A 13,005-nucleotide genomic window follows, 5' to 3' on the forward strand; every position below is an offset into this window, starting at 1 on the left:
TTGTTCTAGTATTAATTAAATATTGGCGCGAGATTGTTTTATTGGCAAATATAGGCTACTTTACCGAACCTGTTTCTGCTTTCATGGATTTTTTATGCGCATCATCACTTCCCAGTTGTTACTGTTAGCCGCTTTATTCGCCTCTGCTACGTTCGATCGAGCCCATGCTGTCGACAGTTCCAGTAAATATCCGGCTAGTGCTGACATCCCGTATTCCAGCAAGCTCATCAAGGGAAAATTTGCCAATGGCTTGACGTATTACATACAGAAGAACACGAAGCCAGAGCAAAAGGCCGAATTGCGCTTGGTGATTAAAGCCGGATCGATTTTGGAAGACGACGATCAACAAGGCCTCGCGCACTTTACCGAGCACATGGCGTTTAACGGCAGTACGCATTTTCAAAAGAATGAGCTAGTCTCATTTCTGGAATCGATCGGCGTGAAGTTTGGTGCCGATCTCAATGCCTATACGAGCTTCGACGAGACCGTGTATATCTTACCGATACCGACCGATAAGCCCGAGCATCTGGAAACAGGTGTGATGGTTTTGGCGGATTGGGCTCAGGGTTTGCGTTTCGATCATACTGAAATTGACCGCGAGCGTGGCGTCGTATTAGAAGAGACGCGTCTTGGAAAGGGTGCTGGTGACAGACTGCAAAAACAAACTTTGCCAAAGATTCTACATGGCTCGAAGTATGCTGATCGTCTGCCAATCGGTAAGGAAGAGATTCTTAAAACCTTTTCCTATGAGGCTTTGAAGCGATTTTATCGTGATTGGTATCGTCCTGATCTGATGGCCGTGGTGGTCGTTGGCGATGTTGACCCAGTTAGTGTGAAAAGCGTACTGGAGAAACACTTTGCAGGATTAAAGAATCCATCCAAGCCGCGTACCCGTGAAATTGCTACGCTGCCATTAAAGAATGTGAATGAAGCGCTGATTGCCACGGATAAAGAGGCGAATATCTCTGCGGTCAGTATTTCTCAAGCTCGCTTCTTGAGTAAAAATGACGGTAAGTTTGGGAGTTATCGCCAACGCCGAATTCAGACATTTTTTAACACGATGTTGAATAATCGTTTGCGTGAGTTAGCGCAATTGCCAACGCCACCTTTCCTCGGTGCCGGTAGCGGCATAAAACCCGTGGTTGCTGAGTACCAAGAATTGAACTCTACCGCCGCAATTGGCAAAGCTGGTGTGCAGGCTGCGATAGATGCCTTAGTACAAGAGAACAATCGAGTTGCACAATTTGGTTTCACCCAAGCTGAATTTGAACGTGCTAAAGCGAATGCCTTACGCGGTATGGAAAATGTCTACAATGAACGGGATAAAACCCAGTCCGCAGACCTTGCCGCGGAATTTATTCGTAATTTCTTAATTGGTGAATCCATTCCTGGCGTCGAACAGGAATACGTCTTTCATAAAGACATCGTTAGTCAGATCAGTCTCGATGACGTGAATCGTTTCGCCCAATCAGTACTCAATAAACAAGCGCCAAAATTAATTATCTATCAGGGTAGCGATAAGCCCGACCATGTCATTCCTGATAACAAGAAATTGCTTGCGATGGTAGCAGCGGCAGAACAAAAACCAGTGCTCCCTTTTACCGAGAAATCGGTGACCACATCTTTATTTGATACGCCACCCAAAGCTGGCGTGATTGTGAATGAACATAAGAATGCGCAGCTGGGGACGACCGAATGGACACTCAGTAATGGCGTCAAAATTGTTTTAAAACCGACGGATTTTAAGAGTGATCAAATCTTGTTAAATGCGACTCGGGCCGGCGGCACTGGCTTAATTGCGGATGCGGATTTTTTACAGGCGCGATATGCGACTACCGTGGTCGGCGCGATGGGTGTGAAAGATATTTCTCCCATCGAATTAGGTAAATATCTGGCTGGGAAAAGTGCCAGTGTATCGACTAGTTTTGGGGAGAATGCAGAAGGTATTTCCGGTGCATCCAATAAGCAGGATCTTGAAACCATGCTGCAAGTGTTGTCTCTCGCTCTGACTGCGCCACGGCGTGACCCTGCCTTATTTCAATCTTTCATCGGTAAACAACAAGATGCCCTGCGCAATCAAATGGCCACACCGTTTGCCGTGTTTCAGGAACAATTTATACAAGCGACTTATCCGCCTCACCGACGTATTCCAGTCGTGGCAAAACCGGAACATATTGCGCAACTCGACTTGGATCGTTTGATGGCCCTGTATCAATCACGTTTTTCTAGTGCCAAGGGCTTTACCTTTTTTCTCGTTGGAAGTTTTGATATCGAGAAAATCAAGCCACTGTTGTTGACTTATTTAGGTAGCCTGCCTACCCACGATATCGAGATAGGGGTAAAAGACCATGGCCTACGCCCAGTCCGGGGCATCGTCAAAAAAGATGTCTATATTGGTAAAGAGCAGCAAAGCATGGTGACTCTGCAATTACACGGCGAACGTGCCATGCCGCTTTCAGAACGCCTACGCTTCGATGCCATGATCGAGGTCTTGCAATTACGATTGACGGCAAAAATGCGAGAAGAGATGGGTGCTGTGTATAGTCCGCGCGTCAATGCGTCAATGCGTTTAATTCCCTATCAAGGATATGCAATCGTATTGGGTTTGCCAAGCGGTCCGGAAAATGTTGATAAATTATTGCGTAGCAGTTTTGATTTGATCGAGCAAATGAAAGCAGCGCCGGCCAGCGAAGATGAACTAAATAAGGTTAAAGAAAACTGGCTAAAGAATCGTAAAGAAAGCTTAAAGACGAATGGCTTTTGGCTAGCAACTTTGAGCAATGCCTTGCAACAGCAAGAGGATCCAGCACACATCTTTAGTTTTGAAGAACGTGTGAAGTCCTTGACGACAAAAGATATTCAAGAAGCAGCCAAGATTTATCTAGATATCAACAACTACATTCAAGTTGTGATGTATCCAGAAAAATCAAAGTAAATGAAAGTAAATGAGAGTCGGCATGATTATGCGGGAACTTGCTCCATCTCGTTAAACTCAAATTCTAGATAATCGTATTTCGTCGAGCTCACTGAACTAAAAAATGAAGAAAGAGAGAATTTCTATGTATGCAAAAAAGAAAATTGTTACCGTTCTTGCGCTCATGTTGAGTACTAGTGGCGTGGTGTTTGCGCAAACCAAGAACGCATCTGCCAAAGCCTCGAAGCCCAGCATGTCGGATATTTTGAAAGCTTCACAAGCAAGTGACTGGCGTCTACTCAACCCAGAAAATACTTTGTATCTGGATATGGAAAAAGGGCGTGTCGTGATCGAATTGGCACCTGAATTTGCGCCAAAAAATGTGGCGAATATTAAAGCCCTGGTGAAAGAAGGCTATTTCGATGGCTTGGCCATGATACGTTCGCACGACAATTACGTAGCGCAATGGGGTGATCCCGGTGAAAAGCGTGAATTCAAAAATGCAGCAAAGGAGGTCGAAGGCGAATTCACCGTTAAGCTGAATAAGCACGATAAGCAAGACAAACAAGCGACATTCACGCAACTGCCAGATGTGGATGGCTACGCACCGCAAGTTGGGCATGCCAATAGTTTTGCCGCTGCGCGCGACCCAAAAACGCAAACAACTTGGCTGACCCATTGCTACGGTGCGATCGGCGTTGCGCGCGGTAACGAAACGAATAGCGGCAATGGCAGTTCTCTCTATGCTGTGACCGGTCATGCACCTCGTAATTTGGATCGTAATATCACTGTAGTTGGGCGCGTCAGGCAAGGTATAGAACTGCTCTCCAGCTTGCCACGTGGCACCGGCGCATTAGGTTTTTATGAAAAGGCCGAAGAACGCACACCGATCAAATCGGTACGTCTCGCCTCTGATGTCCCCGAGGGTGAACGGACAAAGCTAGAAGTTTTTCGGACCGATACAGCTAACTTTAAAGCCTTGGTTGAAGCACAAAGAAATCGTGAGGGTGAATGGTATAAATTTGCTGCGAATCATATTGAACTGTGTAACGTGCCGATTCCTGTGCGGGTGGTGAAGTAGGAATAAGATGGCTGTAGGCTGGGCTGCAAAGCCCAGCATTTTTCTGTAGTCGCGCAATGCTGTTGGGCTTCGCTTCGCTCAGCACCAACGAACTTATTACTGCGCAGGATTTGCACCTTCCGCATGAATTTGATTTACCGCAGCAATTAGCTCATCACTCAAACGAATGTCAGCTGCACGAATATTTTCTTCCAACTGCGCCAAATCGGTAGCACCAATAATCGTGCTCGCCACAAACCAACGTGAATAACACCAGGCTAACGCGAGTTGCGTTGGTATCAGTCCATGTGCGCGAGCCAAGGCCGTGTAACGCGCGCTGGTGGCGATGACTTCTGGACGCATATAACGTGGACTCCAAGTGGGTGGGAATTGAGTTAAACGTCCTTTCGCCTGCGCGTCATCCACGTATTTACCCGTTAAACGTCCAAAGGCTAGTGGGCTGTAGGCCAATAAGCCGACTTGTTCGCGATAGCAGGTTTCAGTTAAACCTTGTTCAAAGCTGCGATTCATCAAGTGGTAAGGGTTTTGGATGGAAATGATGCGGGCTTGTTGCTTGCGCTCGGCATGTTTGATGAATTCGCCGACGCCCCAAGGTGTTTCGTTGGAGACCCCGATGTGACGAATCTTGCCTTCTTTAACGAGACTATCAAGGACATCTAGCGTTGCTTCAATAGCGACGCATTCGCGTTCCAATGCAGGATCAAATTCTTTTTGACCGAAGATAGGCGCGTTGCGGCTAGGCCAATGCAATTGATATAAATCGATGTAATCGGTATGTAGACGTTGCAAACTCGCTTCGACTGCGATACGGATATTTTGGGCATCGAGATCGTTCTCGCCATTGCGTATCCACGGCATGCCGCGTGAAGGGCCGGCAACTTTAGTAGCCAAGATGATATTGTCGCGTTGGCCGGATTGTTTGATCCAACTGCCTATGTATTGCTCGGTGCGATGGACTGTTTCTGCTCGCGGCATGACGGGATACATTTCGGCGGTGTCAATGAAGTTGATGCCACTGGCGACTGCAAAATCAAGTTGCTGATGCGCTTCGGATTCAGTGTTTTGTTCGCCGAAAGTCATGGTGCCAAGACATACCTCTGACACCATTAAATCGCTGCTGCCTAGTTTTTTGAGTTTCATGATTAATCCGAATTTTGAGGTGGGATTCGTAGGGTGGGCACGGCATCATCGTGCCCACGCGTTACGGTCGAAAAGGGCGAAAAAAAATTGAATGCAAGAGAAAAATCGTCGGTCAACTAATCGACCGTATGGGAACATAAAGCGTACTTAGCCTACGAAATTACTTGTTATTCCGTATCGCCATTGCAGCTTCACGCACTAGGGCTGGGCCGCGATAAATCAAGCCCGAGTACACTTGCACCAAGGATGCGCCTGCGTTCATTTTTGCCACTGCATCGCTGCCCGAAAAAATACCGCCAACACCAATAATGGGCAGCGTGTCACCGAGCTCTGATTTTAAGGCACGTATGACTTTGTTGGACAATTCAAATACGGGTTCCCCTGATAATCCACCAGCTTCTTCGCCATGCTGCAAACCTTTGACCGCATCGCGCGTGATGGTCGTATTGGTTGCAATCACACCGTCTATCTTATGGCGCAGTAAGGACTCGGCGATGTTTTTGATTTGCTCGCTGTCGATATCCGGAGCGATTTTTAAGGTGATGGGCACATAGCGTTTATGTTGATCGGCTAGACGCTGTTGCGCATCTTTGAGTTTGGATAATAAGTCATCGAGTTCAGATGCGCCTTGTAATTGGCGCAAGTTTTTTGTGTTCGGTGAAGAGATGTTGATAGTGACATAGCTGGCGTAAGGATAAACTTTGTTCAGGCACAGCAAATAATCGTCAGCGGCCTTTTCTATCGGTGTGTCCGCGTTCTTGCCGATGTTTAAACCGAGCACGCCTTGCTTCTCTTGATAAAAGCGCGATGCTTGCACATTGGCAACAAAGGCGTCAACGCCACCGTTATTAAATCCCATCCGATTGATAATCGCATTGGCTTGCGGCAGGCGGAACATGCGTGGCTTAGGATTGCCAGCTTGCGCGCGTGGAGTAACGGTGCCGATTTCTATCGAGCCAAAACCTAAGGATGCCAAGCCATCAATATAACGACCGTCTTTATCTAAACCGGCAGCTAAACCCACCGGATTCGGAAACGTAATTCCCATGATTTTTCGCGGATCGGCTGCTGGCTTGGGTAGCAGGCGGGTGAGTCCCATGCTGTGAGCGCGCTTTAAACCCGGCAGTGTTAAGTCATGCGCGCTTTCTGGATCCATGAAGAACAGGAAAGGGCGGGCTAAGGAATAGAGCAATTGATCGGACATAATATTGAGTAGTCTTAAATGAAATAAATTTAGAGTAATTGCCAGCTGTCATCGAACAAGGCTTGCAGCGGTTTGAAATTAGTTTTGTACGACATTTTACGGCTGGCTTCTATCCAGTAACCGAGATATAAATAAGGCAGACCGAGAATTTTGGTTTGCGCAATTTGCCACAAAACATTGAATGTGCCATAAGAACTATGTGGTACGTCGGGATCGTAGAAAGTATAAACGGAGGATAAACCATCATTCAAAATATCGATGATACTGATCATCCGCAAAATATTTTGTGCATCACGAAACGCAACCAAGCGTGTATTAACTCGACTCTGCAAGAGGAACTGCGCGTATTGATCGCGCCCATCTTCATCCATGCCACCGCCCGCATGACGGCGGCTTTGGTAGCGTTGATAAAGTTCAAAATGTTCTTCGACAAATTCCAGTGGCAAAATCTCGGCATGTAGATCAGCGTGCAGTTGCAATGCGCGACGCTGGCTGCGATTGGTTTTGAAATCACTGACGACTGTGCGTACTGGCGTGCAAGCCGAGCAATGATCGCAATACGGGCGGTAGATAAAAACACCGCTGCGCCGAAAGCCGCGACTGACTAATTCCGAATATACATCATTGCCGATCAGGTGCGCTGGCGTCGCTACCTGCGAACGTGCTTGGCGGTCACCCAGATAGCTGCAGGCGTAGGGCGCTGTCGCGTAATAGTGTAGCGTGATGTACTCGTCCGTATTGCTGCTGTCATCAGTATCGTCACTAACATCGTTAGCAATGGGTGATGTTGGCGGATTAGTTCGAGATTGCATCGCTATTCATCTTTCTACTGGCTGGGGGATGCGCGGTTTGTAAGTAATCCTTGAAACTGAGTAAATCTAAAGGCCGCCAATTTTGAATCGTCTCTTGAGTAATCGCTAGTCTTAGGTGCTGCATAAAGTCACTTCGGCTGATGGGCTTCGCGCCGAATGTTGCCAGATGCGAGGTCTCTTGCTGGCAGTCTATCATTTTCACATCATGCTTGCGTAAGAAAACCACTAGCTGACTTAAGGCCATTTTAGAAGCATCCGTGACCTTAGCAAACATTGATTCACCATAAAACATCTTACCTATACAAATACCATAGGCTCCACCGACCAAATCTCCATCAAGCCAGACTTCTGAGCTATGTGCATATCCCATTCTATGTAGTGCGGTGTAGCCTGCAATGATGTCTTCTGAAATCCAAGTGCCGTCCTGATTCTTGCGTGGTTCTGCACAGTGCCGCATGACTTGTTCAAATGCAGTATCAAAACGAAAACTCCAGTGTGGATCTTTGAGTGACTTGCTTAGGCGCTTCTTTAAACTATCTGAGAGTTTGAAATCACTAGTCTTTAATACCATGCGCGGATCAGTCGACCACCACAAGATTGGTTGGCCTTCAGAAAACCAAGGGAAGATACCATTTTGGTAGGCATTTAATAGACGTTCTGGGGATAAATCGGCACCCGCGGCCAATAGACCTGCGGCTCCTTGTTCGTCCGTCAAGGCTTGCTCTACATCAGGGAAGGGGCTGTCAATTTCTAACCAGGGAATCATAAGTGAGGAATACGGATACGCTTATTCAGGGCGATGCGATTTATAAAAATCATGTTCGTGCAAACTAAACTGCCCGCCAGCGCGGACTCTCTTCAGATCTTCAAAAAAGAATTTCAAAGTTTGCCCTACTGTAGCAAATGCAATTTCATCCCAAGGGACTTCATCTTCGGCAAATAAGGCGACTTCAAGGCTCTCGGTGCCGGCCAGATAATTAGTATCAATTAGAGTCGCTCTGTAGAATAGATGGACTTGATCCACATGTGGCACGCTGAGGACCGAGAATAATTCGTGCAGCTCGATATTCGCGCCAGCCTCTTCTATCGTCTCGCGCTGTGCCGCCTGCCGACAGGTTTCTTGATTTTCCATAAAGCCTGCAGGTAAAGTCCAGAAGCCATAACGCGGCTCAATCGCGCGTTTGCAAAGCAGCACTTTGACTTCGCCTTTAATATTCCAGATCGGTAATGTGCCGACCACCATGTTCGGATTTTGATAATGAATCGTGTTGCATTCTGTGCAGACAAACCGTTCACGCGTATCGTCAGGGGGAACTTTCAAAGCCACAGGCGCAGCACAAGCAGGGCAAAATTTCATGGTGTAACTCTTTCGGGGCGGGCACATAAATCGAATCTGTGAAAGTGTATCACCGCCTGCAAGGTTCTCTTAGTACGGAGCTGAAAAACTACTTGGTGTCATGAAGCTGCAATACAAATATGCTTGCGAATAATGCTTAAGCATAGAAAGAAATTGCGCAAAGCAGCAAAGTCCTGTATAGTTCTACTTATCAGACGCGGGGTGGAGCAGTCTGGCAGCTCGTCGGGCTCATAACCCGAAGGTCGTAGGTTCAAATCCTGCCCCCGCAACCAAAATTCTTCAGTAAAATCAAAGGCTTACGTAAATGACGTCGGCCTTTTTTTACGTCCTTCGGGTTTTTTGCTGCAATTTTGCTGCAGTTCATATAAACCGATATCTATACCTTGTTCCCATCAACACTTTTTGGAGCAATGTATGGCATCAATTATCAACAGAGGACCGTATCAATTCCAAGCGTTCGTCCGGCGCAAAGGCTACCCCACACAAACGAGAACTTTCGAATCTCAGCGAGAAGCCAAAGATTGGTCACGCGACGTCGAAGCAAAAATGCGCCGTGGCGAATTCGCTGATTTATCTGAAGCAGAAGCAACGACACTTGGCGAGCTTCTCGAACGCTATCGTCAAGAAGTGACTCCGGAGAAACGCGGTCACGTTCAAGAAAATTATCGTGTCTTGCAACTTATACGGCATCCGATTTCACTTCGTTCACTTGCTAGCCTACGGAACGTCGACTTTTCTGATTATCGTAACGAACGAATTAAACAAGTTGGGCCGAAGACAGTTCAGCTTGAACTCGCATTACTTTCTGCCGTTTTGAATAACGCGCGTCGTGATTGGTCAATTCCTATCGAAAACTCTGTAACTGATATTCGCAAACCGAAATTGCCAAGGGGGCGGGATCGTCGCTTGGTTGGTGATGAAGAGACACGTCTGTTCGAGGCAGCGGCGGAGTGCCGTTCGGAAGGTCTCGATGTCTGTATTCGGCTTGCGCTGGAGATGGGCATGCGCCGAGGCGAAATTTCAAACCTTCGATGGTCTCAAGTCGATTTTGAACAACATGTTATTCGCCTCGACCTTACAAAAAATGGCGAGGCGCGTGTTGTTCCCATGTCGACTACCGCAGAAGACGCGATTCGTTCACTTCATACACCGACAAGTATGGGGCGGTTATTTGAATTTTATGATTCAGATGGACTCGGCAAAGCTTATAGCCGTGCTTGCAAACGTGCTGGCATTGTTGGCTTGCGTTTTCATGATTTAAGGCATGAAGCGGCATCGCGTTGGGCGAAAAAAGTGCCAGTAGCAACTCTCGCCAAAATCTTCGGTTGGAAAACACTGCAAATGGCAATGCGCTATTACAACCCTACAGCAGAAGAACTCGTTGCCGCAGTGCGTGATGTCGATGATCGGAATCCACCGCCATCCGTAAGTTCTCCGCAAGTAAATCACACACGCCCGAAATTAACGACGGTAAGTGTCATTCCTCAAATGAAAACAAACCTATTAAGTAATAACGTGATTGAAGTTCAATTTAATCAAAGGAGCGCAGTATGAAAACGACATTACCTATTTCAGAAATACACGCATTGATGCAAAGCTCCAATGCGTTGGGTTGGGTATGGCAGCGTGTTGAAGAGAATCAGAACGTACAATGGTCGCTTGTGCAAGCAGAGACAGGTAGTCCGTTACACGTGTATGCAGTGGGCGCGGTATTGACAGCAGAAACACGTGCCATTGTGCATCTTCTACCCATTCTGCTTGAGAGCATAGTCGACATGGAAAATGTCAATGCTGAAGTACTACAGCGATTAGAGTTCGTCTACCTAGCATTCACAACAACTGCGGAACGCCTGCGTGAGATAGAGCAGCTTGAGTTGTATGAGCAGTTAATGCTATTCAATAGAAGACTTAAAGATGCAATGAATTTGCTTAAGCAAAGTTTTAACGTGACATAAGTACAGAGTGCGTCAATTAAAAACCAACAAGTCATAAACGAAATTTTTTGTCTTTAGAAGCTAGGGGCGCCAAATTCTTTTTGGCACCCTATTTTTTTGGGGATACACGAATAAGTCTTAGAATATCGTCCGAAAAGATTTCTCATATACCGGTGCCCATTCGTTGATACTGTGGAGATATATTGGCGCTAGGATCAAATTCTATGGCAAAGGACCTAGCTTTTCCATCGCCTTTCGAACTAGTGGCGTTGTGCTCGGTAGTTGCTGCTTGATCTTGAAATACTTGATGGCGAGTCTTGAATTTCCTCTGCGAAAATTCAAGCACATGGTCCAGTGAACTAATAACTTGTCGATAACGACCATTTGATTTTCCTATCGCAAAAAAAGTGGATGCACAGTGATCTGATAACTGAGAAGCTCGTTTGTCACTATCGGTTTCTTGTAGAACTCCGCTAATTCTTCTGTGGTTCGTTCTTTACTTCGCCGCTATCAGCTTGGTTGATGTCGAGTAGCATAAAAATATTTTCATGTTAATTGCAACGCGCGACATTAGATGTCGCACTAGGCCCCAATACTCGGCCCCACAAAGCTTGCCTGTCACTTCTTTTTTGAATGGCAGCGAACTTTTATGGCGAACGGGTAGGTTGACGTTCATACCGAAAAATATTGAGGGATAAGATTGATGAAAATAAATACCTTGCGATTAGCCTCGTTGACAGCTGTGATTGCCACCGTCATGTCGGGGTGTGCGACACAAGCACCACCGGTCACTCAACGCGAAGCGCCTGTATCTCAGGCTGCGCAGCAGCAAGCGCAACTTGCTATGAATGTGCAAGCACCTGTCACACCTTTATTAAAGCGCAAGATTGCACTCGGTCGCGTAACGAACGAAACGAATTACGGTAAATCGCTGTTAAGGGATCAGAACGATGATCCGCTCGGCAAGCAGGTCACGGATTTATTGAGCAAAGGTTTGACTGAGTCAGGTGCGTATTTGGTGTTTGAACGTCCTGATATTTCTAAGCTTCAGGCAGAAAGTCGCCTCACTGATTCCAAAATGAATTTGATCGGGGTTGATGCACTCATCATCGGTTCAATTACTGAGTTCGGTCGCAAGACAGTCGGCGAGACAGGATTTGCCTCCGCGAGTAAAAAGCAAGTCGCTTTTGCTAAAGTCGATTTACGTGTCGTCGACGTGAAGACATCTCACGTATTTTTCTCAACCTCTGGTTCTGGTGAGGCTTCAACGGAAACATCGTCTGTATTTGGCTTTGGTTCGCAAGCTGGCTATGACGGCACCTTAAACGATGCCGCTATACTCATTCCACCATTGCACACGCTCTGCAAAGCGCCATTTACCACTGGTGTAAAAGGGGGCTTGTGCTTCGCGTTCTACACCAGAGGTCAGTACGCGTAGAGGATTGTTGTTCTGATTGACTACATCTTTTTGTGCGTGTGCATGTAGCATTGGTGGTACTTCATGTTTGTGATGCAAACTATGTGGCCAATCTTGTTTCTCTTGCGCTACTGAGGGTTTGATCGCGTTGAGTTCGTCTTGTGTCGCTTGATACCATTCTTCATAAAGTTCGAGAATTGGCCGACCTTCATTGGCACGCACTTTTTCGATGGCTTCGGTATCCCAAGTGGCGTGAACAATGCGAATATCTTCGCGTTCAAGGGCAATTGGAAGCGTCAAAAGGAATTCACGTATTTCTATTCGTTCTTGTTCGGTAGCTTGCTTAAATGGTGCGAACTTTTCTTGGTCGTGCTCGAATTGTGAATCAAAATACCAGCCAGATCCGTCCTTGGCATCATTGCGCAAAAGATTGAGTTCGTGATTGCCCAGAATCGCTGATGCCCGTTTGGTTTTGACGAGGCGAGCAACTAGGGCAATGACGGCAGGGCTGTCTGGACCTCGGTCACAGTAATCGCCCACGAAGACTAATCGCCGACTATCTGGATGGTTGCCATCAGCGTCGTATCCTAGTTGTTGCAACAGCTCGCGCAAAGAATCGATTTCACCGTGGATGTCACCGATGATATCGAGTTTTCCTGGCGGGAGGGTTTGAATTAGCGAATACGATGTGGTCATAAATTTAGTGGTTTTCCAAAACGATTTTCTGCAAACTGCTAAGCATACCAGCAACGCTCATCTGATTGCCTTCAATACGCGCTTCACCGCGTAAATCTAAACTGTATTTGCCATCGAGGTAGAGCGTGACGATCCCTAGACCGACGAGTTTGCCAGATTTCGCCTCTGCTAAAAGTTCCTCTAGAAAATCAACAGTCTCGTCTGAAACCTTTGCAGGGAATTTGCTGACTGTTTGTAGGTTTGATTGATTCGTAGGTATCCAAGCGTTTTCCATTTTGCTTTCCTCTTTAGTTTGGTGATTTGCATATTCCATTCGTTCTATCGATAACCAAATGATGGGGGAAAGTTGCGACAGTATTTGTCGCGATGCGCATTTATGATCGTAACGTTTAAAATCGTTCATATAGATTTGTGGTTATAGACAAGGTTTATGTCGTAGAATTTTCGCAT

Annotated in this window: 12 protein-coding genes and 1 tRNA gene; 6 read left to right on the top strand and 7 right to left on the bottom strand. The window is 46.6% G+C overall.

The window, feature by feature from the left end; genetic code table 11:
- Positions 1-94 precede the first annotated feature (94 nt).
- On the top strand, positions 95-2,935 hold the full coding sequence (locus H8K52_RS14145; protein WP_186923559.1) for a M16 family metallopeptidase: 2,841 nt from the start codon (positions 95-97) through the stop codon (positions 2,933-2,935).
- A gap of 124 nt (positions 2,936-3,059) precedes the next feature.
- Positions 3,060-3,995, top strand: coding sequence for a peptidylprolyl isomerase (locus H8K52_RS14150; RefSeq protein ID WP_343044205.1), 936 nt, complete (start codon positions 3,060-3,062; stop codon positions 3,993-3,995).
- 96 nt (positions 3,996-4,091) lie between these two features.
- Here the strand turns inward: H8K52_RS14150 and H8K52_RS14155 are convergent, their stop codons facing one another.
- The 5 genes from H8K52_RS14155 to H8K52_RS14175 all read right to left on the bottom strand — a co-directional run bounded on the left by H8K52_RS14155 (position 4,092) and on the right by H8K52_RS14175 (position 8,508).
- Positions 4,092-5,135, bottom strand: a complete 1,044-nt coding sequence (locus H8K52_RS14155) for an aldo/keto reductase (RefSeq protein WP_186923560.1) — start codon at positions 5,133-5,135, stop codon at positions 4,092-4,094.
- Between the two features lie 160 nt (positions 5,136-5,295).
- Positions 5,296-6,339, bottom strand: coding sequence for a quinone-dependent dihydroorotate dehydrogenase (locus H8K52_RS14160; protein WP_186923561.1), 1,044 nt, complete (start codon positions 6,337-6,339; stop codon positions 5,296-5,298).
- 29 nt (positions 6,340-6,368) lie between these two features.
- Positions 6,369-7,151: an arginyltransferase gene (locus tag H8K52_RS14165; RefSeq protein WP_186923563.1), complete on the bottom strand. Its 783-nt coding sequence runs from the start codon at positions 7,149-7,151 to the stop codon at positions 6,369-6,371.
- The gene (gene aat, locus H8K52_RS14170; protein WP_186923565.1) at positions 7,135-7,917 is read right to left on the bottom strand and encodes a leucyl/phenylalanyl-tRNA--protein transferase; all 783 of its coding nucleotides are present in this window, start codon (positions 7,915-7,917) and stop codon (positions 7,135-7,137) included. Before aat ends, H8K52_RS14165 begins: the two co-directional genes overlap by 17 nt.
- Positions 7,918-7,938: 21 nt before the next feature.
- Entirely contained in the window at positions 7,939-8,508 is a 570-nt protein-coding gene (locus tag H8K52_RS14175) for an NUDIX hydrolase (RefSeq protein WP_186923566.1), read from the bottom strand.
- A 195-nt stretch (positions 8,509-8,703) separates the two neighbouring features.
- Between H8K52_RS14175 and H8K52_RS14180 the strand changes: the two genes are divergently transcribed.
- From H8K52_RS14180 to H8K52_RS14195, 4 genes are all read left to right on the top strand, one after another.
- Positions 8,704-8,780 (top strand) — tRNA-Met (locus tag H8K52_RS14180).
- A 142-nt stretch (positions 8,781-8,922) separates the two neighbouring features.
- Positions 8,923-10,062: a site-specific integrase gene (locus H8K52_RS14185; RefSeq protein ID WP_186923567.1), complete on the top strand. Its 1,140-nt coding sequence runs from the start codon at positions 8,923-8,925 to the stop codon at positions 10,060-10,062.
- On the top strand, positions 10,059-10,463 hold the full coding sequence (locus H8K52_RS14190; protein ID WP_186923568.1) for a hypothetical protein: 405 nt from the start codon (positions 10,059-10,061) through the stop codon (positions 10,461-10,463). The genes H8K52_RS14185 and H8K52_RS14190 overlap by 4 nt, the downstream gene beginning before the upstream one ends.
- 682 nt (positions 10,464-11,145) lie before the next feature.
- Entirely contained in the window at positions 11,146-11,880 is a 735-nt protein-coding gene (locus H8K52_RS14195) for a CsgG/HfaB family protein (RefSeq protein ID WP_186923569.1), read from the top strand.
- On the opposite strand, the gene H8K52_RS14200 is transcribed toward H8K52_RS14195, so the two are convergent.
- On the bottom strand, positions 11,764-12,555 hold the full coding sequence (locus tag H8K52_RS14200; RefSeq protein ID WP_186923570.1) for a metallophosphoesterase: 792 nt from the start codon (positions 12,553-12,555) through the stop codon (positions 11,764-11,766). The genes H8K52_RS14195 and H8K52_RS14200 overlap by 117 nt on opposite strands.
- A 4-nt stretch (positions 12,556-12,559) precedes the next feature.
- Positions 12,560-12,958, bottom strand: a complete 399-nt coding sequence (locus H8K52_RS14205) for a hypothetical protein (protein WP_222613790.1) — start codon at positions 12,956-12,958, stop codon at positions 12,560-12,562.
- Positions 12,959-13,005: the final 47 nt, after the last annotated feature.

This window comes from Affinundibacterium seohonense, assembly GCF_014284305.1.
In the GTDB taxonomy this organism is placed as follows: domain Bacteria; phylum Pseudomonadota; class Gammaproteobacteria; order Burkholderiales; family Burkholderiaceae_D; genus Undibacterium; species Undibacterium seohonense.

Bases quoted from the DNA above. Each gene is read 5' to 3' on its own strand.
- H8K52_RS14145 (WP_186923559.1), top strand. From the start codon at position 95: ATGCGCATCATCACTTCCCAGTTGTTACTGTTAGCCGCTTTATTCGCC.
- H8K52_RS14150 (WP_343044205.1), top strand. From the start codon at position 3,060: ATGTATGCAAAAAAGAAAATTGTTACCGTTCTTGCGCTCATGTTGAGT.
- H8K52_RS14155 (WP_186923560.1), bottom strand. From the start codon at position 5,135: ATGAAACTCAAAAAACTAGGCAGCAGCGATTTAATGGTGTCAGAGGTA.
- H8K52_RS14160 (WP_186923561.1), bottom strand. From the start codon at position 6,339: ATGTCCGATCAATTGCTCTATTCCTTAGCCCGCCCTTTCCTGTTCTTC.
- H8K52_RS14165 (WP_186923563.1), bottom strand. From the start codon at position 7,151: ATGCAATCTCGAACTAATCCGCCAACATCACCCATTGCTAACGATGTT.
- aat (WP_186923565.1), bottom strand. From the start codon at position 7,917: ATGATTCCCTGGTTAGAAATTGACAGCCCCTTCCCTGATGTAGAGCAA.
- H8K52_RS14175 (WP_186923566.1), bottom strand. From the start codon at position 8,508: ATGAAATTTTGCCCTGCTTGTGCTGCGCCTGTGGCTTTGAAAGTTCCC.
- H8K52_RS14185 (WP_186923567.1), top strand. From the start codon at position 8,923: ATGGCATCAATTATCAACAGAGGACCGTATCAATTCCAAGCGTTCGTC.
- H8K52_RS14190 (WP_186923568.1), top strand. From the start codon at position 10,059: ATGAAAACGACATTACCTATTTCAGAAATACACGCATTGATGCAAAGC.
- H8K52_RS14195 (WP_186923569.1), top strand. From the start codon at position 11,146: ATGAAAATAAATACCTTGCGATTAGCCTCGTTGACAGCTGTGATTGCC.
- H8K52_RS14200 (WP_186923570.1), bottom strand. From the start codon at position 12,555: ATGACCACATCGTATTCGCTAATTCAAACCCTCCCGCCAGGAAAACTC.
- H8K52_RS14205 (WP_222613790.1), bottom strand. From the start codon at position 12,958: ATGAACGATTTTAAACGTTACGATCATAAATGCGCATCGCGACAAATA.